At 66.0% G+C, this 25,678-nt stretch carries 25 protein-coding genes; 17 read left to right on the top strand and 8 right to left on the bottom strand.

The annotated features are described in order from the left end of the window. Positions 1-304: 304 nt before the first annotated feature. The 6 genes from A7X65_RS33845 to A7X65_RS33820 all read left to right on the top strand — a co-directional run bounded on the left by A7X65_RS33845 (position 305) and on the right by A7X65_RS33820 (position 7,058). Positions 305-1,315, top strand: a complete 1,011-nt coding sequence (locus A7X65_RS33845) for an aldo/keto reductase (RefSeq protein WP_063693558.1) — start codon at positions 305-307, stop codon at positions 1,313-1,315. 15 nt (positions 1,316-1,330) lie between these two features. Then, complete coding sequence (locus A7X65_RS33840; protein ID WP_063693556.1) at positions 1,331-2,644, top strand: tetratricopeptide repeat protein; 1,314 nt, start codon at positions 1,331-1,333, stop codon at positions 2,642-2,644. 31 nt (positions 2,645-2,675) lie between these two features. Continuing rightward, the gene (locus tag A7X65_RS33835) at positions 2,676-3,494 is read left to right on the top strand and encodes a CoA transferase subunit A (protein ID WP_063693554.1); all 819 of its coding nucleotides are present in this window, start codon (positions 2,676-2,678) and stop codon (positions 3,492-3,494) included. 4 nt (positions 3,495-3,498) lie between these two features. Then, positions 3,499-4,242, top strand: a complete 744-nt coding sequence (locus tag A7X65_RS33830; protein WP_063693552.1) for a CoA transferase — start codon at positions 3,499-3,501, stop codon at positions 4,240-4,242. Positions 4,243-4,456: 214 nt separating this feature from the next. Next, positions 4,457-5,059, top strand: a complete 603-nt coding sequence (locus A7X65_RS33825) for a hypothetical protein (protein ID WP_063693873.1) — start codon at positions 4,457-4,459, stop codon at positions 5,057-5,059. Positions 5,060-5,201: 142 nt separating this feature from the next. Continuing rightward, positions 5,202-7,058, top strand: a complete 1,857-nt coding sequence (locus A7X65_RS33820) for a sensor histidine kinase (RefSeq protein WP_063693550.1) — start codon at positions 5,202-5,204, stop codon at positions 7,056-7,058. A 34-nt stretch (positions 7,059-7,092) separates the two neighbouring features. On the opposite strand, the gene A7X65_RS33815 is transcribed toward A7X65_RS33820, so the two are convergent. Beyond that, on the bottom strand, positions 7,093-8,676 hold the full coding sequence (locus tag A7X65_RS33815; RefSeq protein WP_283806191.1) for an oleate hydratase: 1,584 nt from the start codon (positions 8,674-8,676) through the stop codon (positions 7,093-7,095). Positions 8,677-8,757: 81 nt separating this feature from the next. Then, complete coding sequence (locus A7X65_RS33810; protein WP_063693548.1) at positions 8,758-10,572, bottom strand: AMP-dependent synthetase/ligase; 1,815 nt, start codon at positions 10,570-10,572, stop codon at positions 8,758-8,760. 112 nt (positions 10,573-10,684) lie between these two features. On the opposite strand from A7X65_RS33810, the gene A7X65_RS33805 reads away from it, so the two are divergent. From A7X65_RS33805 to A7X65_RS33795, 3 genes are all read left to right on the top strand, one after another. Next, positions 10,685-11,032 carry a DUF3088 domain-containing protein gene (locus tag A7X65_RS33805; RefSeq protein ID WP_063693546.1) on the top strand — a complete coding sequence of 116 codons (348 nt, stop codon included), beginning with the start codon at positions 10,685-10,687 and terminating at the stop codon, positions 11,030-11,032. Positions 11,033-11,285: 253 nt separating this feature from the next. Continuing rightward, positions 11,286-11,855, top strand: a complete 570-nt coding sequence (locus A7X65_RS33800) for a cysteine hydrolase family protein (protein ID WP_063693544.1) — start codon at positions 11,286-11,288, stop codon at positions 11,853-11,855. 162 nt (positions 11,856-12,017) lie between these two features. Continuing rightward, positions 12,018-12,332, top strand: a complete 315-nt coding sequence (locus tag A7X65_RS33795) for a hypothetical protein (RefSeq protein ID WP_063693542.1) — start codon at positions 12,018-12,020, stop codon at positions 12,330-12,332. Between the two features lie 78 nt (positions 12,333-12,410). Here the strand turns inward: A7X65_RS33795 and A7X65_RS33790 are convergent, their stop codons facing one another. The 3 genes from A7X65_RS33790 to A7X65_RS33780 are packed head-to-tail and all read right to left on the bottom strand — an operon-like array spanning position 12,411 to position 15,086. Next, complete coding sequence (locus A7X65_RS33790) at positions 12,411-13,682, bottom strand: flavin monoamine oxidase family protein (protein ID WP_063693540.1); 1,272 nt, start codon at positions 13,680-13,682, stop codon at positions 12,411-12,413. A gap of 10 nt (positions 13,683-13,692) precedes the next feature. Beyond that, on the bottom strand, positions 13,693-14,403 hold the full coding sequence (locus A7X65_RS33785; protein WP_063693538.1) for a RibD family protein: 711 nt from the start codon (positions 14,401-14,403) through the stop codon (positions 13,693-13,695). Positions 14,404-14,423: 20 nt separating this feature from the next. Further along, on the bottom strand, positions 14,424-15,086 hold the full coding sequence (locus A7X65_RS33780; protein WP_063693536.1) for an FABP family protein: 663 nt from the start codon (positions 15,084-15,086) through the stop codon (positions 14,424-14,426). 136 nt (positions 15,087-15,222) lie between these two features. Here A7X65_RS33780 and A7X65_RS33775 point away from each other — a divergent pair, with 136 nt between their 5' ends. Beyond that, positions 15,223-17,343: a hybrid sensor histidine kinase/response regulator gene (locus tag A7X65_RS33775; protein WP_063693533.1), complete on the top strand. Its 2,121-nt coding sequence runs from the start codon at positions 15,223-15,225 to the stop codon at positions 17,341-17,343. 87 nt (positions 17,344-17,430) lie between these two features. On the opposite strand, the gene A7X65_RS33770 is transcribed toward A7X65_RS33775, so the two are convergent. Both A7X65_RS33770 and A7X65_RS33765 read right to left on the bottom strand, forming a co-directional pair. After that, the gene (locus A7X65_RS33770; RefSeq protein ID WP_063693532.1) at positions 17,431-17,610 is read right to left on the bottom strand and encodes a hypothetical protein; all 180 of its coding nucleotides are present in this window, start codon (positions 17,608-17,610) and stop codon (positions 17,431-17,433) included. Positions 17,611-17,747: 137 nt separating this feature from the next. Next, positions 17,748-18,254, bottom strand: coding sequence for a hypothetical protein (locus A7X65_RS33765; protein WP_063693871.1), 507 nt, complete (start codon positions 18,252-18,254; stop codon positions 17,748-17,750). Between the two features lie 274 nt (positions 18,255-18,528). Between A7X65_RS33765 and A7X65_RS33760 the strand changes: the two genes are divergently transcribed. The 5 genes from A7X65_RS33760 to A7X65_RS33740 all read left to right on the top strand — a co-directional run bounded on the left by A7X65_RS33760 (position 18,529) and on the right by A7X65_RS33740 (position 23,843). Continuing rightward, a complete protein-coding gene (locus A7X65_RS33760) occupies positions 18,529-19,350 on the top strand; it encodes an AfsR/SARP family transcriptional regulator (protein ID WP_156528354.1) in 822 nt (273 codons plus the stop codon). A 213-nt stretch (positions 19,351-19,563) separates the two neighbouring features. Further along, positions 19,564-19,818 (top strand): hypothetical protein, encoded by a 255-nt coding sequence (locus A7X65_RS33755; RefSeq protein ID WP_156528353.1) that lies wholly within the window; start codon positions 19,564-19,566, stop codon positions 19,816-19,818. A gap of 13 nt (positions 19,819-19,831) precedes the next feature. Beyond that, a complete protein-coding gene (locus A7X65_RS33750; protein WP_156528352.1) occupies positions 19,832-21,235 on the top strand; it encodes a hypothetical protein in 1,404 nt (467 codons plus the stop codon). A 12-nt stretch (positions 21,236-21,247) separates the two neighbouring features. Continuing rightward, positions 21,248-23,095 carry a TIGR02594 family protein gene (locus A7X65_RS33745; RefSeq protein ID WP_063693525.1) on the top strand — a complete coding sequence of 616 codons (1,848 nt, stop codon included), beginning with the start codon at positions 21,248-21,250 and terminating at the stop codon, positions 23,093-23,095. A gap of 31 nt (positions 23,096-23,126) precedes the next feature. Continuing rightward, positions 23,127-23,843, top strand: coding sequence for a hypothetical protein (locus A7X65_RS33740; protein ID WP_063693524.1), 717 nt, complete (start codon positions 23,127-23,129; stop codon positions 23,841-23,843). A gap of 71 nt (positions 23,844-23,914) precedes the next feature. Here the strand turns inward: A7X65_RS33740 and A7X65_RS33735 are convergent, their stop codons facing one another. Continuing rightward, positions 23,915-24,163 carry a hypothetical protein gene (locus tag A7X65_RS33735; RefSeq protein WP_063693523.1) on the bottom strand — a complete coding sequence of 83 codons (249 nt, stop codon included), beginning with the start codon at positions 24,161-24,163 and terminating at the stop codon, positions 23,915-23,917. Positions 24,164-24,462: 299 nt separating this feature from the next. Between A7X65_RS33735 and A7X65_RS33730 the strand changes: the two genes are divergently transcribed. Further along, positions 24,463-25,008 carry a sigma-70 family RNA polymerase sigma factor gene (locus A7X65_RS33730; RefSeq protein WP_063693870.1) on the top strand — a complete coding sequence of 182 codons (546 nt, stop codon included), beginning with the start codon at positions 24,463-24,465 and terminating at the stop codon, positions 25,006-25,008. Then, a complete protein-coding gene (locus A7X65_RS33725; protein ID WP_063693522.1) occupies positions 25,005-25,646 on the top strand; it encodes a ChrR family anti-sigma-E factor in 642 nt (213 codons plus the stop codon). Before A7X65_RS33730 ends, A7X65_RS33725 begins: the two co-directional genes overlap by 4 nt. Positions 25,647-25,678 lie beyond the last annotated feature (32 nt).

The raw sequence follows: 25,678 nt of genomic DNA, 5'->3' as shown, positions 1-25,678 counted from the left end.
CCGCTCTGCGCCACACACTCCGTGTCGTCCCGGCGAAGGCCGGGACCCATACCCCCAGGAGGGAATGTTGCGCGCGCTGGTCACCACGCGTCTTCGCCAAACCAAATTCGGTGGCTATGGGTCCCGGCCTTCGCCGGGACGACGGTAGAGGTTTGGGCGCGACTCCATCCACACCGTCATTGCGAGCGCAGCGAAGCAATCCAGCATCTTTCCGCGGACGCATCTCTGGATTGCTTCGCTGCGCTCGCAATGACGGGACTGGGCGGCTATGGTGCCCTCCATCGAAGTATCGAGGAAATAGCCCATGCAATACCGCCAGCTCGGCCGCACCGGCCTGAAGGTCTCGCCGATCTGCCTGGGCACCATGATGTTCGGCGGGCCGACCGATGAGGCCGCATCGAAAAGGATCATCGACAAGGCGCGCGGGGCCGGCATCAATTTCATCGACACCGCCGACGCCTATTCGAAGGGCGCGTCCGAGGAAGTCGTCGGCCGCGCCATCGCCGGCAATCGCCAATCCTGGGTGCTCGCGACGAAGCTTGCCAATCCCATGGGCGACGATCCCAACCGCGTCGGGCTGTCGCGGCGCTGGGTGCTGCAGGCCGCCGACGAAAGCCTGAAGCGGCTCGGCACCGAGCACATCGACGTCTACTATCTGCACAAGGAAGACCACGCGACGCCGCTGGAGGAGACGGTGCGCGCGATGGGTGATCTGATCCGTGCAGGCAAGGTGCGCTATTTCGGCGTCTCGAACTACCGCGCCTGGCGTGTCGCCGAGATCTGCAACATCTGCGACCGGCTCGGCATCGACCGTCCCGCGGTGAGCCAGCCCTATTACAACGCGATGAACCGCATGCCCGAGGTCGAGCACTTTCCGGCCTGCTCCTATTACGGTCTCGGCATCGTGCCCTACAGCCCGCTCGCGCGCGGCGTGCTCACCGGCAAGTACAGGCCCGACGCAGCCCCCGACAAGGAGACGCGCGCGGGCCGCAACGACACCCGCATGATGCAGACGGAATGGCGGCCGGAATCGCTCCAGCTCGCGCAGGAGATCAAGGCTCACGCCGAGAGGAAGGGCATCACCGCCGGCCAGTTCGCGGTCGGCTGGGTGCTGAACTCCGCTTTCGTCTCCTCGATCGTCGCGGGGCCGCGCACCGAGGAACAATGGGACGGCTACATCAGCGCGCTCGACTATCGCTTCACCGCCGATGACGAAGCGCTTGTCGACCGGCTGGTCGTTCCGGGCCATCCGTCAACGCCGGGCTACAACGACCCGGCCTATCCGATCGAGGGCCGCCGCGCGCGGACGACGTAACATCGGGAGACCACGATGGCGCATGAGGATCGCTACGGACTGCCGCTTTCCACCGCATCCGACGAGGCGGCATCCGCCTATCGCGAGGGCGTCGACCTCATGCTCGCGGGCTGGACCGGTACGGCGGAAACGCTGGAACGTGCGATTGCGGCGGATCCGGATTTCGCGCTCGCCCAGATCGCCCGCGCCCGCGTGCATGCCTTCTACCAGCAGGGCGACCTCGCGCGGCAGAAGGCCGCGCGAGCGAGAGAGATCGTCGCCACGCGCGGCACCGAGCGCGAGCGCTCGCATGTCGAGACGCTGGCGCTCGCGATCGAGGGCCGGCTGCCCGACGCCATCGCCGCGATGTCCCGGCATGTCGAGGCATGGCCGCGCGATGCCGTGGTGCTGTCGCTGCCGCTCGGCGCCTTCGGCCTGTTCGCCTTCTCGGGCATGCCCGACCACGACCGCGCAAGGCACGAGCTGTGCGAGCGCGTCGCGCGGCACTACGACGAGGACTGGTGGTTCCTCACCATGTCCGGCTGGGCGATGACCGAGAACGGCGACGTCGCGCGCGGCCGCGCCGTCACCGAGCGTGGCTTCAACCTGCGCCGCGCCAACGCCCACGCCGCGCACGCGGTGCTGCACGCGATGTTCGAGGACGGCTCTATCGACGAGGCGGACCGCCTCGTCGATGACTGGATCCCCACTTACGGCCGCGCCGGCATCCTGCACGGCCACATCCTCTGGCACCAGGCGCTCGGCGCGCTTGAGCACGGCGATGCGGCGAAGGCGCTCAGGATCTACGCCGACGTGCTGCAGCCTTCGGCGACGCAGGCCCCGCCGCTCAACATCGTCACCGACAGCGCCTCGCTGCTCTGGCGCCTTGCGGCCTACGGTCATTCCGTGCCGCGGGCGCTGTGGGCGGAAGCAGACAGCGCCGCACAAAAACTGTTCCCGAAATCGAGCCTGCCGTTCGCCGACGTCCACATGGCGTTGTTCGCCGCCGCAACGCAGAATCGCGAGGCGCTTGCCGCCCGGCTTGCTGTCATCGAGCAGCGCCTCGCCGAGGGCAAGCTGCCGGCCGGCCCCGTGGTGCCGGCGATCTGCCGGGCGCTCGCAGCCTTCGCGGATGAGGATCATGCGGCCTGCGTGCAAGCGCTCGCGCCCGTCCTTGGCGAAGTCGTCCGCATCGGCGGCAGCCATGCCCAGCGCGAGCTGATCGAGGACACCTTCATCGTCGCGCTGATGCGCAGCGGCGACCTCTCGCGCGCGCGCACCCTGCTCGACGCCCGCCTGCACCGCCGTCCCTCCATGCGCGATACGCGCTGGCAGGCGGCGATGGCTTGAGGCAGGATCAAAAAAACACCGGAGGACGCCCATGACCGAGATCGTTGCGCTGGAAGCGCTGGCCGCGCGCGTGGCATCAGGGCAAACGCTCGCCGTTCCCGTGGACCGTTCCGGCGTCGCGATGGCCGCGACCGCGGCGATCATCTCGGCCGGCATCGACGATCTTCATCTGGTCTGCGTCCCCATCAGCGGCATGCAGGCCGATCTCCTGATCGGTGCCGGCGCGGTCAAGACGCTCGAGACCAGCGCCATCTCGCTCGGCGAAGCCGGCGGCGCGCCGCGTTTCGGCGCTGCGGTGCGAGCCGGCACCGTGACGCTCCGCGATGCCACCTGCCCCGCGATTCACGCCGGCCTGATCGCGGCGCAGCATGGCGTGCCCTTCATGCCGATCGCCGGCATCATCGGCAGCGATCTGCTCGAGGTGCGGCCCGACTGGAAGGTGATCGACAGTCCGGTCGGCGAACCGCGCAAGGTGGTGGTAGTGCCGGCGATCAAGCCCGACGTCGCGCTGTTTCATGCGCCGGAGGCCGACCGTGCCGGCAATGTCAGGATCGGCCGCTTCCGCGAGCTCGCCACCATGGCCTATGCCGCCAGGCGTACGCTGGTCACCGTCGAGCGCATCGTCGACCACGATCTGTTCGAGACCGAAGAGTCCGCTGCCGGCGTGCTGCCCTCGATCTATGTCGACGCCATCGCGGTGGCGGAGAGCGGCGCATGGCCGCTGGCGCTCTGGGACGAATATCCCGCCGACGAGGCCGAGATCGCGCGCTACACGGCGATGGCGCGCAGCGAGGACGGCTTCCGCGCCTATCTCTCGACGTTCCTGTCCCATCGCAAGCAGGTGGCCTGACACCATGGCTTCCGAACACGAACGCCGCGAAATCCTCATCGCCACCATCGCCGATCTGCTCGACGGCATCCGCCACGTCGCGGTCGGCGCGTCGTCGCCGATACCGGCGGCCGGCGCCATGCTGCTGCGCGCGCGCAACGAACGCGACGGCAAGCCGCCGGTGCGTATCTCGATCCTGGGATCGCAGCGGCACAACTTCTTCACCAATGGCGGCGTCGAGCTGTTCGACTGCGCCGCGCAGGGCCGGGTCGACGCGTTCTTCCTCGGCGGCGGCCAGATCGACGGCGCGGGCAACATCAACCTCGTCGGTACCGGTGACTACCCGAAGACCGACGTGCGCTGGCCCGGCTCGTTCGGCTCGGCCTATCTCTATCACCTGATCCCGCGCGTGATCCTGTTTCGCGAGGAGCATTCACCGCGCGTGTTCGTGCCGAAGGTCGACTTCGTCAGCGCCAGGGCGGTTACCCCTGAGGTATCCCGCCGCGGTGGTCCCTACGCGCTTCTGACCAACATGGCGCTGTTCGATTTCGATCGCGACGCAGGCGGGTTCGCCTTGCGCTCCGTGCATGCGCCGTTCACGCCGGCCGACATCCGGGAGAATACCGGCTTCGACTATGCCGAGCCGGAGGTCGTGCGCGAGACACCGCGGCCCGACGCCGCCACCCTGGAGCTGCTGCACGGAAAAATTCTCGACGAGCTCGCCGAGACTTATCCCGCTTTCGCCCGGACCATGAAGCAGGCGGCGTAACCGCCATCCGCCTTCGCCACGAAAAAAACACCGGCCTGGCGGCAAGTGCCCGCCGGGACGATGGGGCGATTTGGACGAATCGCCAGGGGATGGTGCGGTGGTATTCCAGACGGCAGCGCGAACCGGATCGCAACCAATCTGCGATCCGATGGTTATGAAGCGGACCTTCGCCGCGATCCCGTTATCCGTGGTCCACTGGCATACGAGCCTGACGATGCGCCTCTGCCGACCGGTCCTCGCAGCAACCCTCACAGCGTTCGCCGTGGCTTCGGCAAGTGCTTGGACAAGTCCTTGTTTCGCCGAAGATTCCAAGCCCATTGCGGTCAACAATCCGCCGGCACAGCAGACCGCCTTGATCGACCTGCTGGCGCTGATGTCCGGCCACTGCAAGACGCTGACGGTCGCGGGCCGCACCTTCGCCTGCAAGGCCGTGGCCTACGCCCATGCCGACAAGGGCCGGGTCAATTTCGCAGTCGCCGTGGACGATCCGAACGACGAGAACCACGTCGTGTCGTTCTCCGGCGAGAACGGCAAGCGTGCCGACGACAATTCCTATGAACTGCCGATCGACCGCATGCTGCTCAACTCCAAGGACCGGCCCAAGGTCGACGGTCTGCCGGTACCGGCCGAACAGGCCTCCACCGGCATTTGCCGCCAGACCGGCAACTTCGCTGCGAAGAAGGTGAACGACGTCACCTGCACGGCGACCGACAATGAAGGCCGCCGATATGAACTGCTGTTCGTCTCCGACGGTACGCCGGTGAGCGTGCGCCGTATCCGGCAATCGTCGCCGTCGATCCAGGACCCGTTCAAGTAGCGGCACTTCGCCCCGCATTGCGTGATAGCACTGTCGGCTGCGCATCGCTCCGTTGAAACTCCAGGTCAGGCTTGTATGCTCTCGCGCGCGTCCTCATCGAGGAGGTGCGATTGCAACCGGAGGCGGGGCCGAGAGTGCAACAATGCGAGTGATCGCCGGGCTCGTGCGCATACTGATCGTCTGCCTGCTCGCTAGCCTGTCGCGTGAATGCATCGCAGCCGACGGCTCGAGACAGCGTTCGATCCTGGTGCTGGAAGAAGCCGATTTCCGCTCACCCTTCTATCTTGAGATCTTTGCCGGCATCCGCGCCGCCGCGAAGCAGAACGGAAATGCCCACACGGTGATCTTCGGCGAGAGCCTCGATCTCGCCCGCTTCCCGGGACAGGATTACGAAGAGAGCCTGATCGGTCACCTCAAGACCAAATACGCGCAGCGGCCAATCGACGTCATCGTCTCGATCGGCGTCTCGTCGGCGAAATTCCTGCAGCGGCGGAAGCAGGAGATCTGGCCGGCCGCACCGGTCGTCTACGGCTTCGTGCCCGATCTGCCGGAGACGCGCGCGCTGTTTCTGCCCAACTCCACCGCCGTCTTCGCAAGGGTGAGACCGGCACAGCTCCTGACGGCCGCGCGCGCCGTCGTTCCCGACCTGACCCGCGTCGTCCTGGTGGGCGAGGCCTGGAAGAATCCGCTGACATACGGGCACTGGAAGCAGGACTTCGCGGCGGCAATGCCCGATCTCGAAGTCACCGACCTCTCCGGAGCGGTGCTGCGCGACGTCCGCAAGCAGGTCGCTGCCCTGCCCGACCGCTCGGCGATCCTGACCTCGGCGATGTATTCCGACGGCGAAGGCACCTATTACTCCCCTGCGGCGGCGCTTGCGCGCGTCGCCGAGAATGCGAACCGCCCGATCATCATCACGTCGGACACGTTCCTCGGACGGGCGGGCGTGGGCGGCTTCCTGCTGCTGCCCGAAATCATCGGCCGGGAAGCCGGCGAACTGGCGATGCGGATCCTCGATGGCGAATCGCCCCAGAGCATCGCACCGTTCGGCGGGAATAACGTGAAGCCGGTCTTCGATTCGCGAGAGCTGAAACGCTGGAACGTGGACGAAACCAATCTGCCGCCCGGCAGCGAGATTCGTTTCCGCGAACCGAGCTTCTGGGCGCAGTACTACTGGCACTCCCTGATCGTTGCGAGCGTGATGCTGGTGCAGGCGCTGATGATCACCGTCCTGCTGCGCGAGCGCCGCTTGCGCTTCGTCGCCGAGGTCGAGGCACGCCAGCGCATGTCCGAGCTCGCCCACATGAACCGCCGCGCGACTGCGGGAGAAATGTCCGTCTCGCTCGCCCACGAGCTAAACCAGCCGCTCGCCGCCATCCTCATCAATGCCGAAACGGCCCAGCAGATCTTGAAGCATCCAACGCCCGACCTCCGGGAGATCAAGGACATACTGGACCACATCCGCCGCGACGATCAGCGGGCGGCCGAAGTCATCGGCCGGCTGCGCTCATTCCTGAAGCGGGACCCGACCGAACGGCGCGAGCTCGACCTCAATGCGACGGTCGGCGAGGTCTTCCGCTTTCTCTCCGTGCAGGCCCTGACCCATGATGTCGAGCTCGTGACGCAGCCGTCGTCCGCGGAGATCCGCGTGAAAGGCGACAAGGTTCAGCTCCAGCAGGCGATCCTGAATCTCGTCGTGAACGGCATGGACGCCGTGGCCCATCTTCCCGACGATCGGCGCCGCGTCGTCGGCCGCACCAGTCTCGCCGACGGCAATCTGGCCGTCGTCTCGATCGCCGACACGGGCGACGGCATCCTCGCTGACAAGGTCACCGAGATCTTCAAGCCGTTCTTCACGACCAAGGCGCAAGGAATGGGCATCGGCCTCTCGATCGCGCATACGATCATCGAGGCGCATGGCGGCCGCATCTGGGCCGAAAACGCGCCGGGAGGCGGCGCCGTCTTTCACGTCAGCCTGCCGCTGGCAGCGGCGCGCTAGCAACTGCCGTATGTGCCGGCGACGCCGTCCCGGTTCATGCGAACGCTTTCTCCAGCGTCGCGAAGATCACCGCGAGCGACTTGTCGTGACGGGTCACCGGCGGCACCGGCCGGTCGAGCTTCATCAGCTGATAGACGGCCATCTGCGCCGCGCGCACCGAATATTCGACGGTGAAGACGACGTCGTCGGGTATCTCGACGAACTGGCTGACGAAGGCAAGGTTGACCGAATTTTTGGGCACCGGCAGCGGCCGGTCGGTCAGATTGCGCGGCATGAACATGCTGGTGATGTAGGGCATGCGGCAGGGAATGCAGGTCGCAGTCTCGAACAATGCACGATCGAAATTCAGGTGCCCGCACAGCTCGTGCAGGATGTCGGCGCCGCCGCAATCGGACATCGGCTTTCCGACGAAATTGCCGACGCGATCGGGATGCAGCGCGTAACCCCAGAACACCTGCACGTCCTTCGGTTGGCCCGCGAAATGCGGCTGGTGATACAGCACCACCGACATCAGCCAGTTGGAATCCCTGAACGTGACCAGCCCGCCGGTGCCGGCCCTGTTGCCGGAGAACGCCTCCATCTTGTCGAAGAAGCCCGAGTCGCGGCAGGTGACCGTGAAGGACAGCCAGTAGGATTCGGGAATCGAGGTGTTGAACGCGGACGGGTCGCCGAATTCGGGATGTCCTTGCGCGATACTCTCCCACAGCGCCCAGCCCTGGCTGTCTTTTTTGGTCAGGTGTGGCGGCGGCTCGGTCATGGTGCCCAGGCTCGAGGCATCCGTCATCGAGCCGTTCTGGAAGAACACGAGGTCGCCGTCCTCGAGACGGACATTGGCGCTACGGCCATCGCGGTCGAGCATGAGCTGGCGGACACGGACGCGCCCGCCCTCGTCCTCGAGCGTCATGTCGGTGACGCGGGTACCGCGCACGAACTGCACGCCCTGCCGCTTCAGCCAATCGGCGAGCGGCCGCACGATCGCGTCATATTGATTGTAGACCGTGCGCTTGACGCCCGCGAGGGTCTCGATGCGCGGAAACTCGTTCATGAAGCGGTGCAGATAGCGCTTCAGCTCGACCGCGCTGTGCCAAGGCTGGAAGGCGAAGGTGGTCTGCCACATGTACCAGAAATTCGACTCGAAGAATTTCGGCGACAACCAGTCGGTGATGCGGCTGTTGCCGAGCGTCTCCTCCGAGGCCTCGGTGAGCCGCAGCAGCTCGAGCCGGTCGCGCGCCGAAAAGCCCATATGGGTGACGTCGATCTTGAAGCGGTTGCGGTCGACCAGCCGCGCTTGCGAATGCGCCGGATTCTCCAGGTTGAACGCGATGGTCTCGTCGCGCACGCTGAGGCCGGGATGTTCGAGCGAGGGAATGCTCGACAGCAGGTCCCAGGTGCATTCGTAGTGATCGGTGGTGAGCATGCGCCCGCCGCGCAGCGAATAGGCACCGCTTGCGAGCAGCGCACCGTCGAGGCTGCCGCCAACCAGCGGCTGCGCCTCGTAGATCACGATATCGCGCCCCGGCAGCTGGGCGTCGCGAACCAGGAACGCCGCGCCCGCGAGCGATCCGATGCCACCACCGATGAAATACGCCTTCATGACCTGCCTCGATTGCAATTCCACGTTCGAAGCGACATTGCATGGCGGGGTGCAGGCAAAGTTGCGCTGGATCAAGCGAGACGAGAGGCGAAAATCACGTCGACGTTATTGTCGCGGCTTCTTCGCGTAGATCTGATCGATCTCGCTCGCGAAGCGGCGCTCGAGCGCGGGGCGCTTGTTCTTCAGCGTCGGCGTCAGCAGACCGCTGGCGATGGTCCAGGGCTCCAGCGTCCACCACACCGCGCGCGGCGTCGCATAGGACGGATAGGCTTTCACAGCCGCCGCGATCCGCGCCAGCAGCGCGGCCCGCTCCGCCGCGCCGCCTTGCTTGCCGCTCGCAGCCAAGGTTTCCTTCTCCTGCGCCCAGGCCTTGGCGTTGAGTACGACCAGCGCGGTGAGGAAGGGGCGCTGCTCGCCGACCACCAGCGCCTGCTCGAAAAGGGGATCGGCGAGGATCGCGGTCTCCAGATCCACCGGCGCGATCTTCTCACCGGTGGATGTAACGAGAATGTCCTTGATGCGGCCGGTGATGGTGATGCGGCCGTTCTCGATGCGCGCCTGATCGCCGGTATGCAGCCAACCGTCGGCTTGCTTGACGCGGCGGGTCTCGTCGGGCTTGCGCCAGTAGCCGAGCATCACGCTGCGGCCGCGGACCAGCAGCTCGTCATTCTCGCCCAGCCTGACCTCGACACCGTCGAGCACATGGCCGACCGAATGCGGATCGTTGTCCTCGGGCGTGTTGACGGAAACCACCGGCGAGGTTTCAGTCATGCCGTAGCCCTGGAGGACGTCGAGGCCCAGCGCGAGGAACAGGCGAATGACCGGCTCGGCGATCGGCGCGCCGCCGGAGACCGCAACGCGCAGCCTGCCGCCGAGCTGCGCCAGCACCTTGTCGGCGACGAGCCGCTTCAGCAGCGGCCAGAGCAGCCGATCCAGCAGCGGCGGCGGGCCGCGCCGCTGCTGCGCATCGAAGCGCCGGCCGCCGACGGCGATCGTGAGGTCGAGCAGCACCCGCTCGATGGCTCGACCCGATGCGCGACGCTGCATGATCAGCGCGTAGATGCGCTCATAGATCCGCGGCACCGAGATCAGCACCGTCGGCCGCACGTGCCGCAGATCTTCCGACAACAGCGGCACAGAGCGCGCATAGGCGACGCAGGCCCCCGCGGCGATCGGATAGTAATAGCCGCCGGTACGTTCGAAGGTGTGCGACAGCGGCAGGAAGGACAGGAAGACATCGTGCGGTTCGGCGGCGATCCGCCGCGCGATCGCCTGCACATTGGCGATCACGTTGTCGTGGGACAGCATCACGCCCTTCGGCCGCCCGGTCGTGCCGGAGGTATAGACGATGGCGGCAAGATCGTTCGGCCCCACTGCGACATCGGTCAGCGGCGCGGTTGCGACCGGTGCTTGTGCCAGCCAGTGGTCGAGCCCGACGATGCGCGCATCAGGCGTGATGAGTCCGCCTGCATCGGCGCAGACGACGCGCTTGAGATGATCGAGCGGCTGGCCGGTGGCGACAATCGCCTGCCAGCGCTCAAGCGTATCCACGAACAGCAGCAGCGCGCCGGAATCGGCGAGGATGTAGGCGATGCTATCGGGGTTGTCGACCGCATGCATCGGCACCGGGACGAGCCCACGCGACAGCGCCGCCTGGTCCATCGCAATGTGCGGAATGCCGTTCGGCATCAGGATGGCGACGCGCTCACCCGGCGCGAGGCCCTCGGCCGCAAGCGCCCGCCGCCAGGTCTCGAATTCCGCGTCGATCTCGTGCCAGGACTGGCTGACCCAGCGGACGGCCCTGGTGTCGAAATGGCGATAGGCTTCCGCCGCGGGCGTCGCCTTGATGCGCCAGCGCAGCAGCTCCGGCAGTGTCCTGACGTCTGCGAGCGTCTGCGGTTGACTGACCGGCCCCGGCATGGCGTCCTTTCCTGGCCCGATTGATTCCACCTCAATCTGGGACTTCGACACTAGGCCGGCCAGTCCCTCCTGCCTTGATCCTCAGCAAGGCGGCCATGCCCCGGAGCGATCCATGATTCGCGACCGCCTGTTCCTGCTGCGACCCGGCTTCGAGGACCCGGCCTATCCGGGGCAACTCTTCTATTGCTGGCATTGCGCGCTGATCGAGGGCGTGCTCGCCTCGTTTCCGACCCTTGCCGAAAGCCTCGACGTCGAGCGCATTGCCTGGCCCAAACCGAGACAGGCGGTGATCGCGCTGGTCAGCGCGGAAAATCAGTCGCTGCCCCTGCTTGTCCTGGCAGACGGGACGACTTCGCCGCACCAGACCGGCAGCCATCAGGGCCGTGCCTTCATCGCCGACAAGGATGCGATCCTAGCCGCGCTCTCCGAACGCCACGACTTTCCCGATCCGCATCCGTGAGGAGGAGGTTCGTAGCCCTTCCACTCTGGTGTCCCGGACGCGGTGCAGCGCGCAGCGCTGCTCCGCAGAGCTGGGACCCATGCCACGACGGCGCGCTTCGAAACGTGGGCCCCGGCTCTGCAGTGCATCGTCGAGAGACGCTGCACTGCGTCCGGGGCACGTGAGCCGTCGCGAAACGAGGGAAAATCGGCATTGCCTCGTGACGATCGCCTCGCATAGTGCGTACGCCAAGCAAGCCCGAAAGCCTCCCACCATGCCCACGCCCCTCCCCGCCCTCATCGTCGTCGACGTCCAGCGCGCATTCGATGAATGGGAGGCGGCGGGCAAGCGGCGCAACAATCCCGACGCGGTCGCGCGCATCGTCGATCTGCTCGCGGCGTTCCGGACCAGCCGCGCGCCGATCTTCCACATCCGCCACGAAGGCACCAGGCCGAACTCCTCGTTCCTGCCATCGCGCTCCGGCTATGCCGTCAAGGACGAGGCACGCGAACAGGGCGGCGAGCCCGTCATCGTCAAGCGCGTCAACAGCGCCTTCATCGGCACCGACCTCGAGGCGCGCCTGCGCGAGGCCGGCATCACAACGCTCGTCATCTGCGGCGCCACCACCAATCATTGCGTGGAGACGACGACGCGGATGGCCGGCAATCTCGGCTTCGATGCGCGCCTCGTGCGCGATGCGACCTGGACGTTCGACCGGATCGGTCCCGACGGCGATGCGCATTCCGCCGAAGCGATCCATGCGATGACGCTGTCGAATCTCAACGGCGAATTCGCGCGCATCGTCACGACCGCCGACGTGATCGCATCGTTCGCGGCGAAGTGATGGCAACGGCGCGGTCAATCCAGGCGATGCGACAATAAATCCCACAACGCGCGTTCATTCGCATCGCGCAAGCCGCGCACGCTGCGTCGTTTCGACGCCCGCACTCGCCGGAACGCATCGAACACCCATCTGTTGTCACACGACATCAACTGGAGTGACGACATGAAGTATCTCATTGCCGCGATCGCTATCGGTGCTGCGGCGCTTGCCGGCGGATCGGCGGCAAACGCGGCCAACAACACAAGCGCGAAGCAAAACGCGCGGGCGCCGACCGACATCAGCGCGCAGCACAGGCACCATCATCATGGCCACCGCCATCAACATCACTGGCGCCAGCACCACCACGGCTACCATCGCCCGCATTACCGCAGCTACGGCTATTACCCGCGGCACCACGGCTATTACGGCGGTGGACCTTACGGATATTACGGCGGCGGTCCGAGCGTGAGCTTCGGCTTCGGCGGCGGCCGCTGGTGACCTGAACGGCCCGCAGCGATGCGGGCCTTTCATTTGCCGGCCCGCCACGGCCGGCTTGTCCCGGCCGTGGCGAGAGACCTACCCGCGTAAAATCATCCCCGCCGTCTGCAGTCCGCTCGCCAGCGCCGCCTCGACCGTCCCCATGTCGCGGCCGCGATAGAGCGCTTCGCCGGAAAAGAGCACAGGGCCGTCGGCGCCGGCGAGGATCGTCTGCGCCGCGCGCGTCTTCGGCGTTGCCCAGGAATAGGCGCCGCGCGCGAAGGGATCGTGTCCCCAATTGGTCGCCGTCCCGGTCACAAGCTCGCGCGCAACGTCGTCGTGAGGCAGGCCGAAGATCGCGGCAAGCGAAGAGAGCCCCGCCTCGACCAGCCCCCGCTCATCTAGATGCGACAGCCCCGCCGTCCGGGGCCCGCCGAACCAGCCGGTGAGCACGGGATGCTGGTCCGGATAGCGCGTCCACCACACCGGGATGGCCTGCTCCGACAGCAGGAAGGTCATGTCTGCAAGATCCTGCCTCTGCTCCCGCCACCATGGCCGCGCGAAGCGCAGCAGGATCTTGATCACGCAGCCGAAGCCGATGTCGCCGGCGGCAGCGGCCTTGGTCCGCGCAGATGCCGGCAGAGCGATGTCCCGCAACAACGGCAGCGGAACGGTGACGATCGCGCGATCGCAGCCGTGCGCTTCGCCATTGGTGCAGCGGACCGCGAGCACGCCGCGCTCCTCCGCGAGCGCCGACACCGCGCAGCCCAGGCGGATCGTGGCGCCGTGCCTACGGCACTCCTCCACCAGAAATTCGATCAGCGCGCCATAGCCGCCGACGATCCGCGCCTGCGAATGATGCCCGCCGTCCATCCATTCCTCGCGCAACGCCAGGATCGAGGCGCGCTCGGGATCGGCCGCATCGTAGCCTTCGACCATGCGCTCGATGGAATAGCGCAGCCGGCCATATTCGGGCCCGGCAAAATGCCGGCGCAGGAAATCGGCGACAGTGAGATCGTCCTTCAGCTCCCTGAGCACGGCGTGCAGCTCCGCTTCATGCGGATCGTGGCGTTCCTCGTGCGAGAGCCCCGTGCCGTCAAAGCTCCATTGCGTGCCTTCGATCTCCTGGCACGACAGCCCCGCCTCGCGCAGCAGAGCGCGCGTGACCGGCGCCTCGCCATGGATGAATTCGGCGCCGCCATCGGCGGGGTAGCCGAACTGCTCCGCCGGCAGCGGATGGATGCGCCCGCCGCAGCGCTCGCGTGCTTCGAGGATGGTCACCTTCTTGCCGCGGCGCGCAAGCTCGCGCGCCGCGACCAGGCCGGCCGCCCCCGCACCGACAATGACGATGTGCTCTGAGATGTCAGACATGACCGGCGCTTCACCCGGCCAAATCGTGCGGATCGTTCTTGATCAGATAGCGCAGCAGCAGGACGCCGCCGCCGAGCTCCCGCACGCTCTCCAGCGTCATCGCGGTGAGCGGCGCGCGCTTGCCGCCGTCCGCAGCCGTCGAGTCGAACACGAACGGCGCGCCGCTGGCGCCGTCGATGGCGGGGCTGAGGATGAGGTTGAACTCGTCGATGAGGCCGGCACGCAGGAAGGCGCCATTGGCAACGCCGCCGCCCTCGACCAGCAACCGCTTCACCCCCAGCTCGCGGTTGAGGATATCGAGCGCCAGCGTCAGATCGATCTCGGACTTGCCCGCGAAGATGTAGGACACGCCCTCGCCGCGCAGCCCTGCGAGATGCGAATCCGGCACGCTCTCGGTCAGCACTGCCACGATCGGGTCGCCGCCGATGTCGGAACGGCCCCAGCCGATCTTGCCCTGCGCATCGAGCACGACGCCATAGGTCTTGGCATCGCGCCGCGCGAACCAGTTTTCGCGCGGAAGCTTTTCGCCCGAGGCTTCGGGATAGGGCTTGCCCTTGGCGAATTCCGACCCGGTGACGCGGCCGATCACCCAGGCATCGCCGCCGAGCTCCTCATGGATCTTCTCGAACCAGTCCGTGCCGGCGCCCTTGGGGCGCCAGCGGCTCGGATGGGTGCGGCCATCGAGGCTCGAGTGCATCAGGCAGATGACATACGGCTTCATGCAAATCTCCGGACAGCGTCTCAGCTCGCGGACCCACCACTCTTGGCGCGATCGTTCACGATCACGGCGAGCGGGTTGAGCTTCGGCGGCGCGATGAGCTGAAGCGTGTTGGTGTCATGATGGTTGAACGGCGCGCCGCGGACGAACAACTCGGTCTGGATCAGGTAGGTCCAGCTGCCGTCGTCGTTGAAGGTGATGTCGCAGCGATAGGAGTCGGTGCGGAAGGCCTGTTCCAGGAAGTCGGTCGAGCAGATGCCGTAAGCAGTGTCGCCGCGCTTGGCGGTGACCGCGATCTTCCTGTCGTCCGGTCCGGCCTTGCCGGAGGCCAGCAGCACCTGCCCGCGCGGGATCGCCAGCGTCTGCATGATCAGCCCGGTCGCTGGCTCCCACAGCCAGTAGCCGACCTGATCGTGGAAGGTGATGTCCTCTTCCGGCGTGTTGATGTGGATGTGATAGCGTAGGCCATAGAACAGCTGCGGCCCGTTGGCCTGGGGGTCGATCGGGTCCATCCGGATGTGCTCGATGAAGGTCCGCCGCTCCGGCCCCTCCGCCTTCGGATTGATGTCGATCCCCTTGTTCGCCTGCCACGTTCCGGCGAGGCGGCGAAGCGGGCCGAGATTGGCAAGGGCGTCGGGCGAGACGTCCTCGGGCTCTGTGAAGATGTCGGCGGGAATGGGGAGCATGGGGACCTCGCATCGTTGCGGGGGCAGCAATAGCACAAGGCCGGCGCAAAACTACCGGAATGGAACTGGAAGCCGTGCCGGGCGTTGTCGGCCGTCGAGTCCTCGAAATACGGGCTCAGTGTGGGCAAGGCCGCCCATGTCTAGCGTCGCGGGGAGTCCGGTGCTGTCTGAGAAAGCCGCTCGGCAGTCAACTGACGTGAGCTTCCTCGCCGACGGTGGCGAGCTGGGCGCGATGATGCGCGCCCTCGACTGGTCGCGCTCGCCGCTCGGTTCCCCCGATCATTGGTCCCAGGCCCTCAAGACGACGGTTGGCATGCTGCTGGCGGCGCAGGCCCAGATCGTCCTGTTCTGGGGGCCCGATTTCGTCGCGCTCTACAATGACGCCTATGCGCCGGGCATCGGCGCCAATCATCCCCGCGCCCTCGGCCGCCCCGCGATCGAGAATTGGGGCGAGCTGTGGGACGATCTCGAACCGCTGCTGGCCGGCGTCCGCCACACGCGGACAACATTCGCCGCAAAGGACCGCCCCTTCTACGTCGAGCGCCATGGTTACGGCGAAACGAGTTACTGGGACGTCTCCTACTCGGCCATACCTGACGACGACGGCTCGGTCGGCGGCGTGCTCTGCATCGTCTCGGAGACGACCGAGCGCGTTCTCGGCGAGACCCAGCTGCGGGCCAGCGAGGCGCGCTACAGGGAGCTCAACGCCACGCTCGAGCAGCGCGTGGCCGAGCGCACCGCCGAGCGGCACCTGCTCGCCACGATCGTGGAAACCACCGACGGGCAGATCCAGGCCCTCGATCTCGACTACCGCTGGCTCGCCATCAACGCCTCCTGCGCCGATGCCTATGAGCGCATCTACGGCAAGCGGCCGAGGGTCGGCGAACGCCTGCATGAATTCCTCGCCGACCGGCCCGAGCACCTCGCTGCGGCCACGGCGATCTGGAGCCGCGCGCTCGGCGGCGAAGCCTTCACCACGATCGAGGAATTCGGCGACGCCCGCTTCGACCGCCGCGTCTTCGAGATGAAGTTCGAGGCGCTGCGCGCGCCCGACGGCACGCGGACCGGCGCGTTCCTGACCGGCAAGGACGTGACCGATCGCCTCGAGGAACAGGCGCGGCTCGCACAGGCCGAGGAGGCGCTGCGCCAGGCCCAGAAGATGGAGGCCATGGGCCAGCTCACCGGCGGCGTCGCGCACGACTTCAACAATCTTCTGACGCCGATCGTCGGCCTGCTCGACATGTTCCAGCGCAGGGGCATCGGCGGCGAGCGCGAGCACCGCCTGATCGCCGGCGCGGCGCAGGCGGCCGAGCGCGCCAAGACGCTGGTGCAGCGGCTTCTCGCCTTCGCCCGCAGGCAACCGCTCCAGGCCGTGCCGGTCGATATCAGCCGGCTCGTCGCCGACATGGGCGATCTGATCTCGAGCACGACCGGACCGCAGATCCAGGTGACGGTGGACGCGCCGGAAGGCCTTCCCGAGGCGATGGCCGATCCCAACCAGGTCGAGATGGCGATCCTGAACCTCAGCGTGAATGCGAGGGATGCCATGCCCGACGGCGGCAAGCTGCGCATCTCGGCCAAGGCGCGCAGGGTCGAACGCCCGCACGAATCGGGACTGATGCCGGGCACCTATGTCTGCATCGCGGTCGTCGATACCGGCATCGGCATGGACGAGGACACGCTGGCTCACGCGGTCGAGCCGTTCTTCTCGACCAAGGGCGTCGGACAAGGCACGGGTCTCGGCCTCTCGATGGTCCACGGCCTTGCGTCGCAGCTTGGCGGCGCACTCACGATCACCAGTGCCGTGGCATCGGGGACGACGGTGGAATTGTGGCTGCCGGTGAGCCACGCGACCCCAGGCACGGTCGATGCCATCCCCGAGCCGAGCCTGCAGCCGCTTGCCGCCGGCACGGCACTCCTCGTGGACGACGAACCGCTGGTGCGCATGAGCACCGCCGAGATGCTGAGCGAGCTCGGCTACAGGGTCGTCGAGGCGGGCTCGGCAGAGGACGCCCTTCAATATGTCAGGCAGGGCCTTCGGCCGCACCTGCTCGTCACCGACCATCTCATGCCGGGCATGAGCGGCACGGATCTCGGCCTCGCCCTGCGCAAGCAATATCCCGAGCTCCAGATCCTCGTCGTCTCGGGCTACGCCAACAACGAAGGCATCACGCCGGATCTGTCGCGGCTGACGAAACCATTCCGGAGCGACGAGCTGGCGGCGAGCCTGGCCAACCTCACCAAGGTGGCGCGCTAGGCCGCGCAGCGAAACTCTCACCCTTCGAGAGCATGAACGCAAGGCGGAGCCGAACCGGCCTGGTTCGGCTCCGCCTCCGGGGTGCGTTTAGTGGCGGTGATCACGGATCTCGGGCTGCTTGCGATGGTCCCGCACGATCGGCTGATCGCGGTGGTCGCGCACAACAGGCGGATCGCGATGGTCGCGGACGATGGTGCGCGCGCTCGACGGCGTCACCACGCCTGCCACGGTGATCGCCGCGAGAGCCACGAGAATGGTATTGCGCATGAGTCTGGTCCTTTGCCCGGTGGATCACTGCGAGCCACCTGACATCAGGCTAGATCGATCGGCGGGAATGATATGTGCCGACGATCACGCGGTGACGATCGATGCGCGGGTGAATCGTGTGCGCCCCTGAGCCCGCGTCAACGCCAGCCCGCCGCCAGCGCCACGCTGCTGCAATAGGCCGAGGTCTCGCCCGACCGCCAGCCGGTGATGCGCCCGGCTTCCTTGCACTCGTCGTAGCTCTTGTAGTTGCCGACGTTGCGGCACGTGGCCGAGTACACGCCGCCCGTCGCGTTACAGCCGACCCAGGGCTGAGTGGCGGTCTTGAAGCTCGACTGGCAACCACCGACACAGCTGCCGGTCGCGGCGGCGAGTTTGGCGAGCTTCGCGGCATCCGACGTCGGTGCAGCCGGGACCGTTGCCGAGACCGGCGAGGTTGCGACGGACCTGGTGCTGCGGCTCGTGGCGCGATGTGCCGGCTTGTGCGGCTTCGTCGTCTGTTTCGGCGCCTCGACCGCGATGCCCGGAATCTGGGTGTCCGTGGGCGTCGGTTGCGACATGGCCACGCCGCCCTGGCAAAGCAGCACGAGCGCGACCGACGGCAGCGTGACAGAAAGACGTGCAACGAAGCGTGACGACAACGTCATGACCATGTCCTTTCCAGATGCGAGGACGGTCGATCCCGTCCCGAGGCAAGGATATCACGCCGGGCAGCGAGTTGCATCACGGCCTCGCACAACCTCGCAACGCCGGCAAACTTGCCTTGGCCAAAAGAGTATTCCCGGCGGACCCACGATGCACGGCAGACACAATCATAGATATATCTGCAATCGGGAGCTTGACTCTCGGCAGAGTTTCGTCAGGCTACAATTTTAGGGTGAATTTCTAAAAGACCATTTTAAGTGTGCGTTGGGGGCGGCCGTGTTGACGATCAGCCTGCTCGGGTCCAGCCGAGTTGCGAGTAACCACGAACATATTTGGGCAGAACTCGGACCAGCCGGGCGGCGGATGGCCGGTTTTCTCTTCACTTTCCCGGATCGTCCGCATCGCCGCGAAAGACTGATCGACCTGTTCTGGCCGGATATGGACGCCGAGAGAGGGCGCCGGGCAATGAACTCGGCGGTCTGGCGCCTGCGGAAACTGCTAGCGTCGTCACCCGAATGCACGAAGGACAACCATCTCAGGACCGTGGGCCCCGAGACCATCCTGGAAAAGTCCGCCTGGCTCGACGTCGACACCTGGGCCCTGCTGCAGACCGCGCAGACGACGCTGAGCTCCGTGGCCGAGCTCGAGCCGTGCAAAATCAAGGACATCCTGTCGGTCCTGTACCGGTACGAGGGACCGTTCCTGGACGGAGAAGAAGCCGATTGGGTGCTGGAGGAGCGTGAGCGGCTCCATTCCGTCTTCGTCCAGACCGCCCTCACCGTCGTCCGGCATCTTGGACAGCAGGGCCGTCATCACGAAGCCATCCAGCTCGCCCGTCATGCACTCCGCTTCGATCCCTACAGGGAGGAGCTGGTGCGCTACCTCCTGATCGTGCTCGCGCTCGACGAGCGGCGCAACGACGCCATTCGATATTACGATCATTGGATCGGCCTGATCCGGAAGGAGCTTGGCATCTCGCCGCTTCCGGCCACGCGAGCGACCATCGAAGAGATCAGAAACCTGCACGATGTCGAAACCCTGCAGCATTTGCGCGCGCGGTTGTTCGGCACCGATGGCCGGCAGCGCTCCCTGAGCTGAGCACTTCTTCACTATCAGCGACATCGTAGAACCAATGCGGTCGACGCCGGCCGTGCGCCCGCGCGACCGCGCGGTCGTGCCGTGATGGCACCGTGATCGGCGGACGATCTCTCCGCGAGCCGTCCGCAGGCCGACCGGGATTGGACACCGTCAATCCCGAGATCACCGCCGGATCGTTCCGAGTTCGGACCATGCCAACGTCGCGGCATGAGCTTGCAAAGACCACTGCTTGACCCGGTTTTCATCCTGCGATTCTGGCGGGAGGCGCTCGACGGCAGCGGCAAGGCTCGCTGGCGGGTGCAGATCCGCAACATCAACACGGGCCGCCGCGACGTCGTCGATGACGTCCAGGACGCCTTCACGATCGTCACGGCCAATTTGAACGCTGCCGAGGGGGAGCACGAGCACTCCGAGGAGCCGAGGACCGGAACACCAGGCGATGATTTCGACGACAAGTCACTTTGCTGAGACGGGGGCGTGCATGCGCTATGTTGTGAGGTGGGCGGCGTGTCTCGCGATGGCGCTGTTTTCCGCCGGCTGCGACCTGAGCTCCACGCAGGGCGTCGGCACCAGGCTCTATCCCGCCGATGTCGCGGCGCAGACCGACTTGCAGAACGCCTATGTCGGCGAGATCTGCCAGCAGGCCGGAATTCAGCCGACGGCTTTCGACGGCGTCACCAGCTGCGGCCCCAATCCCTACGATGCGGCGACGTGGTGGCTGTTCGTCCAGGCTGGCATGAACGACATCGACCAGCGCTGCGACGCCTATCTGGCCTGGCTCGACGATGCGCAGCGCTCGCGCGAGCCGGTGCTCAACGAACTGGCGCTGGCCAGCGCGACGGCGCAGACGATCATGCGGTCCACCGGGGTGGGCGCCAATCCGATCACCATCGCCGGTGCCGCCTTCGGGCTCGCGGCCGGAACGTTCACCAACGTCCAGTCGCGCCTGATCCTCACCATGCCGCACTCGACGATTCAGGCCGTCGTGCTGAGCCGGCAGAAGGAGTATCGGGATCGGCTGATCGGCACGGCCACGACCAAGCCGGTCGCCATCGTCAGCAGGCCGGCCGCGCTCTATGCGCTGCGCTCCTATCTGCGCCTGTGCATGCCGATGACGATCGAGACCGAGATCAACAACACCATCGCCACGTTCGAGCGCAACGGCGCCGACGGGCTGGAGAAGGGCTCGCTGATTTCACCCAGGAGCGCGGGCGTGCCGTTCACGCCGGCGAGCCTGGTGCAGAAGCCGCCGCGCGCTCCGGTCACGCCGGTTCCGGAGGAATTCAGTCAGTTCTTTGACGAGAAGGTCCTGAGCAAGGAGGACGCACAATTTGCCTTGAACGCGCTGTGCTTCGACAAGAACACCGTCACGAGCGCACTCCCCAGGAAAACCCTGGCCCTGATGCTCGTCGACATCTATGAGGCGACGCGGAGCACGCCGAAGCCGACGGCCGACCACGTCATCAGCAAGACCGAGCGGCTTTCCATCATCACGCAGCCCGACTGCGGCGACGCGCTGAATTTCTTCGAGAAATTCACTTTTGCCAATACGACGCTGCAGGATGCCGACGGCAACACCCTCAACGCCGCCAACCTGGCCGCTTTCATAGACCTCCTGAATCTCTCAGGTCCCAGCGCCGCTATTCCAAACACGACCAAGCTTGGTTCGCAGACGCTGCGCGACAAGATCAGGGCGGTTCGCACCGAGCAGGGGCAACTTGACCTGGTGCCCAATGCTCCCACCCAAGCCACCCCGGCCCTGATCGCCAGCCTGAGAAAGCTGAAACCCAAACCGGCCGCACCCGCCGCTCCAACAAATGGGGCTGCAAATCCAGCTCCAGGTGCAACTCCGAATGCGGCTCCGGCTGCAACTCCGAAACAGTGATGAAGGTCCACCATGACAACTTATCTGGTTAAGGGTTTTCCCGACCTGCTCGATAAGCCCGGCGGCACGGCCATCGACGGCTTGACCGGAAACATGATCGTTGTCGGCACCGGAAACGTTTCGGGCGACTTCATCGAGGTCAAGGTCGATGATCAGACCGGATGGGTGGCGAAGGAAAGCCTCGCCGTGAAGGGCCGCGACCTCATGAGTGAGGTGGCCTTCGTTCGCGAATGCCTCATCGCGGAACGCGCCGTGAATATGCTGCCACAGACGACGCCATGGTTCGTCTCGGCCGATTACGTGATCGCGCGCGCGATCTTCGAGACCCAGGATACCGGCCACAAGATGGTGAATGCCGACCCCAAGATTCCGGGATCGGATGGCGTCGGTCCGTGCCAGATCAGCACCGCCGAATGGAAGAGGTTCCTCGACAATGGCGGCGACCTCGCGGCCGGCTTCGGGACGGGGAGCGTGGACGACTATCTCGCCCAGGCCTGGGGCGCAGCGTTCACGATGTTCACGGATGCCAAGGCGATCACGCAGGCGAAACGGGCCGCGGGCGAGGGCAGCGACGCCGAGCCTGCGCTGCCGAGCTATCTGGAAATCTTCCTCGCCTATCTGACCGGCAGCCCGAAAGTCGCGATCGCACTCGCCGCGGCGGCTGCGACGCCGGCGGACAAAGGCCAGGATGCGGCGGCTGCGGCACCGGCGGCCGGCACCGACGGTGCCAGCAAGCTCAATGATTTTCTCAAGACCAAGGCCGGCCTCGCCGACGACCAGATCGCCGCCCTGTTCAAGGCGCGCCCCGGCCTGACGGGCACCAACGACGCCAACGCGAAGACGGTTGCGGATTTCGTCAACGGCGTCAGCGCCAGGTTCGCCCAGGGGCTGAAGGACGCCTTCGATCTCATCAACAAGCACGCGCCGGAAACCATTGCCGCAGTCGTCGGCTCGGGTAAGGCGCCGTGGTTCGACATTGCCCGGCAGGAGGAAGGCAAGCACATCAAGGAAGGCGTCGGAAACAGCGACGCCGAGATCCTCAAATATTTCCAGTCGATCAATTTCCCGACCAATACGTCGCAGACACCCTGGTGCGCGGCCTTCGTCTCGTTCTGCATGAAGACCTGCGGCGATCCGGTCGTGGCCGCCAGCGTGCCGAAAACGAATCCGGCACTGGCGGCATCGTGGAAGAACTGGGGCGATGCGCTGCCGATCAACGGCACCAACACGCCGCCGGGTGCGGTCGTGGTGCTGGCGCCGACTGAGAATCACGATGTCTCCGGTCACGTCGCCCTCTACGTCAGGGGCGACGCCAACACGATCACGCTGCTGGGCGGCAACCAGTCGGACGCGGTGAAGGAGAGCACCTATGCGCGCTCGCGCGTCGCGGCGATCCGCTGGCTCGACGTGGCAGGGCCCGCCGCCGGACCTGCTGCGGTCGGCAACATCAATCTCAGCCACTTCAATGCCCAGCAACAGGATGCGGCCAAGATCATCATCAAGGCCTTTGCCGACGCCGGCTTCGGCCGGCTCCATCAGATCACGGCGGTCGCCAATGCGTGGCGGGAGTCGAGTCTCGATCCCGGCCAGGAAACCCACACGTCGAAAGAGGACAGCATCGGGCTGTTTCAGCTCAACATGAGAAGCGGCCTCGGCGTGGGCCACGCGTTGGGTGACCTGCGCGACGCCCTCAAGAACACCGACATCATCGTCGGCGTTTGCAAGAAGGTCCCCAGCTTCGTCAAGGCGACGGACCTCGAGCAAGCCGTGACCGCCTTCGTGCGATTCGTCGAAAGGCCGGCCAATCAACCCGCGGAAATCGCCGACCGGCTGCACAAGGCCAATTCGCTCATGGCCTGATGCCAGACCACACGTCGACCTGGAGGAAGAAATGGACGTCACCCAACCCACGACGAGCGTCATCCACGCGCTGCTCACCGGCGGCGTGTCGAATCTCGCGAATCTCGTCACGGCCATCGGCGCGCTTGGCGGCGCGTCCATGGGATTGGTCGACACGACAAAGATGTTTCGCGGCGGGCCTTCCAATATCGGGTTCGGCCACATCGAAGACGGGCTCGCCCCGTTCCTGAACGCGATCGCCTCGAACCCGGCGCCCTTCGGCAAGCACGCGATCCTGCGGACGCTGAAAGGCGACTGGCTCAACGGCGCGGCAAAGCCCGACCAGAAGGCCAAGGCCAAATCGCTCATCCAGCTTGCACTGTCGCAGGCCAATGCGGCGGCGCTCGCCAATGTCGCGGCGGTCGATGCCGACGCGCTGCAATCCGCGGTGCAGAAGAAAGCCGACGGAGGAGAGGCCGCTGCCGCAGACACCAGCGCTCTCGCACAGTTCGAATCCGTGCTCACGGCGGTGATCGACGAGGCCTACGAGCGCGGCGACCAGAAATATCGCAATGCCGCGAAGTCCCTCGCCATGGTGACGTCAGTCGTGCTGAGCGAAATCGCCGGCATGTCGATCTGGGGCATCACGCAGGAGAACCTGGTCTTCTTCCTGGTCACCGGCCTCATCGCAACGCCGCTGGCGCCCATCGCCAAGGACGTTGCGAGCGCACTCCAGACGGCCGCCACCGCGGCAAGCGCCATCAAGTAGGGGTGCCGGCGCCAGAGCGATCCGGTCAGGAAGGCGAAGTCGCCGACCTTTCCGGTGGAGGGACCGGAGGCTCAGGCCGCTTCGGACTCCGATCTCGCACGCCGCTCGAGCACGCCGAGCGTCGAGACCAGATTGTCACGCCGCGCGCGAAGGTTCAGCGCCAGCAGCGGATAGTCCGGCTGCTGCGCGTCGAACACTCCGGCTTTGGCCTCTTCCTCGAGAATGTCGGCGTTGAGCAGCCGAACACGCCACCACAAATCGGCGATCAGACCATCGAGCCGGGGTTCACCGGCAGCACCAGAACGGGACACTTCCTGCATCACTTGCCTCAACCTGAAACGGGCCGCCCTGCCGGGGCCCGACTTTGGCTGTGACTGAGCAAGCGGAGTGCCAGAAGCGGGGCACCGAGCCCATCACGCCGCGGAACAAGCAGCAATGTGCCCTCCCCAAGTGATCCGGCGGCCGGCCCCGGTCGTTGTCATCCCAAGAGGTCGCTTGTCGAGGCGCTATGATCGCTGCTATCCGGGCTTTTGAGGTGCCAATCCGGGCTGAGGCCAGGTTAACCCGGATGGTTGCGGCGCGGCTGTCGATTGGTGCGAGCAAAGGGCCGAAAGCAACGGTGAACTGGGCTGATTTGATCGGACGCGTCGCCTCCGATAGCGACCGGGAGGCTTTCAAGCGGCTATTCGAGCATTTTGCGCCCCGCATCAAAGGGCTGATGCTCAAGGCCGGGTGCAGCGCCGATGAGGCGGAAGAGATCGCCCAAAACACCATGATTGCCATATGGCGTAAGGCGCACCAGTTTGATCCTGCGACAGCGGGCGCGCCCGCCTGGATATTTACCATCGCACGCAATCTGCGGATCGATTTGTTCCGCCGCAGGGCGCGGGCAGACCGGCTGCAAACCTGTTCCGAGCTGCCGGATGAGCCGGATCAAGCCGAAACGGCCGATATCCTGATGTCGCGCGTGCAGGATGCGGCACGGATCGCGGCGGCCATCGAGCAGCTCTCGGCAGAGCAATCCATGGTGGTGAGGCTGTCGTTCATCGAGGAAAGGCCGCACCCGGAAATCGCGACCACGCTTGGAATTCCGCTTGGGACGGTCAAGTCACGGATCAGGCTGGCGATGAACCGGCTGCGAGACATTTTGGACGAAGAAGCATGACGATCAGCCATCATCCGCCGGAAGAGCTTCTGGCCGATTTCGCGGCCGGCAAGCTGGAAGAGGCCCATCAGCTGGTCGTGGGAGTCCATGTGGCGGACTGCCCGCGCTGCGCCCGCTTCGTGCAGGCCATAGAACAGCTCGCGGGCGCAGCGTTGGAGGATGTCGAGCCGGTGCCGATCGCACCGGATGCGTTCGACCGCGCGATGTCGCGAATTCACCAGTCTTCGGAGGAGACAGCCGCGCCTCCCCTCGCATCTGGCACGGACCACACTCTCCCGCCGGCGCTGCGAAAGTATCGCATCGGCAAGCGCCGGCGGGTGGCGCCCGGTCTCAGCCTGCGACCGATCGAGCTGTCCGGTTCGGGCAAGGCGCGCGCCTTCCTGCTTCGGTCAGCGCCAGGCTCGCGCATGCTCGAGCACACTCACACCGGCACCGAACTGACGCTCGTGCTCGAGGGCAGCTTCAGCCACGAGGGCGGGCGCTACGGTCCCGGAGATTTCGACTACGGCGATGACGAGATCGATCACCGTCCCATCGTCGGCGACGAAGGCCCCTGCGTCTGCCTGGTCGCCATGACCGGCGACCTGCGCATCAACGGTTTCCTCGGCCGACTGATCGGGCCGTTCGTGCGGCTGTGATCCTGCATCGTCCTTCTCCCCCCGAGTGATCC

Source organism: Bradyrhizobium stylosanthis (assembly GCF_001641335.1).
Lineage (GTDB): Bacteria > Pseudomonadota > Alphaproteobacteria > Rhizobiales > Xanthobacteraceae > Bradyrhizobium > Bradyrhizobium stylosanthis.
Note: the sequence above shows the minus strand (reverse complement) of the source record. Positions and strands in the feature narration are given on the sequence as shown.

Excerpts from the sequence above, each read along its gene's own strand:
- A7X65_RS33845 (WP_063693558.1), top strand. The coding sequence starts at position 305 with ATGCAATACCGCCAGCTCGGCCGCACCGGCCTGAAGGTCTCGCCGATC.
- A7X65_RS33840 (WP_063693556.1), top strand. The coding sequence starts at position 1,331 with ATGGCGCATGAGGATCGCTACGGACTGCCGCTTTCCACCGCATCCGAC.
- A7X65_RS33835 (WP_063693554.1), top strand. The coding sequence starts at position 2,676 with ATGACCGAGATCGTTGCGCTGGAAGCGCTGGCCGCGCGCGTGGCATCA.
- A7X65_RS33830 (WP_063693552.1), top strand. The coding sequence starts at position 3,499 with ATGGCTTCCGAACACGAACGCCGCGAAATCCTCATCGCCACCATCGCC.
- A7X65_RS33825 (WP_063693873.1), top strand. The coding sequence starts at position 4,457 with ATGCGCCTCTGCCGACCGGTCCTCGCAGCAACCCTCACAGCGTTCGCC.
- A7X65_RS33820 (WP_063693550.1), top strand. The coding sequence starts at position 5,202 with ATGCGAGTGATCGCCGGGCTCGTGCGCATACTGATCGTCTGCCTGCTC.
- A7X65_RS33810 (WP_063693548.1), bottom strand. The coding sequence starts at position 10,572 with ATGCCGGGGCCGGTCAGTCAACCGCAGACGCTCGCAGACGTCAGGACA.
- A7X65_RS33805 (WP_063693546.1), top strand. The coding sequence starts at position 10,685 with ATGATTCGCGACCGCCTGTTCCTGCTGCGACCCGGCTTCGAGGACCCG.
- A7X65_RS33800 (WP_063693544.1), top strand. The coding sequence starts at position 11,286 with ATGCCCACGCCCCTCCCCGCCCTCATCGTCGTCGACGTCCAGCGCGCA.
- A7X65_RS33795 (WP_063693542.1), top strand. The coding sequence starts at position 12,018 with ATGAAGTATCTCATTGCCGCGATCGCTATCGGTGCTGCGGCGCTTGCC.
- A7X65_RS33790 (WP_063693540.1), bottom strand. The coding sequence starts at position 13,682 with ATGTCTGACATCTCAGAGCACATCGTCATTGTCGGTGCGGGGGCGGCC.
- A7X65_RS33785 (WP_063693538.1), bottom strand. The coding sequence starts at position 14,403 with ATGAAGCCGTATGTCATCTGCCTGATGCACTCGAGCCTCGATGGCCGC.
- A7X65_RS33780 (WP_063693536.1), bottom strand. The coding sequence starts at position 15,086 with ATGCTCCCCATTCCCGCCGACATCTTCACAGAGCCCGAGGACGTCTCG.
- A7X65_RS33775 (WP_063693533.1), top strand. The coding sequence starts at position 15,223 with ATGTCTAGCGTCGCGGGGAGTCCGGTGCTGTCTGAGAAAGCCGCTCGG.
- A7X65_RS33770 (WP_063693532.1), bottom strand. The coding sequence starts at position 17,610 with ATGCGCAATACCATTCTCGTGGCTCTCGCGGCGATCACCGTGGCAGGC.
- A7X65_RS33765 (WP_063693871.1), bottom strand. The coding sequence starts at position 18,254 with ATGACGTTGTCGTCACGCTTCGTTGCACGTCTTTCTGTCACGCTGCCG.
- A7X65_RS33750 (WP_156528352.1), top strand. The coding sequence starts at position 19,832 with ATGCGCTATGTTGTGAGGTGGGCGGCGTGTCTCGCGATGGCGCTGTTT.
- A7X65_RS33745 (WP_063693525.1), top strand. The coding sequence starts at position 21,248 with ATGACAACTTATCTGGTTAAGGGTTTTCCCGACCTGCTCGATAAGCCC.
- A7X65_RS33740 (WP_063693524.1), top strand. The coding sequence starts at position 23,127 with ATGGACGTCACCCAACCCACGACGAGCGTCATCCACGCGCTGCTCACC.
- A7X65_RS33735 (WP_063693523.1), bottom strand. The coding sequence starts at position 24,163 with ATGCAGGAAGTGTCCCGTTCTGGTGCTGCCGGTGAACCCCGGCTCGAT.
- A7X65_RS33725 (WP_063693522.1), top strand. The coding sequence starts at position 25,005 with ATGACGATCAGCCATCATCCGCCGGAAGAGCTTCTGGCCGATTTCGCG.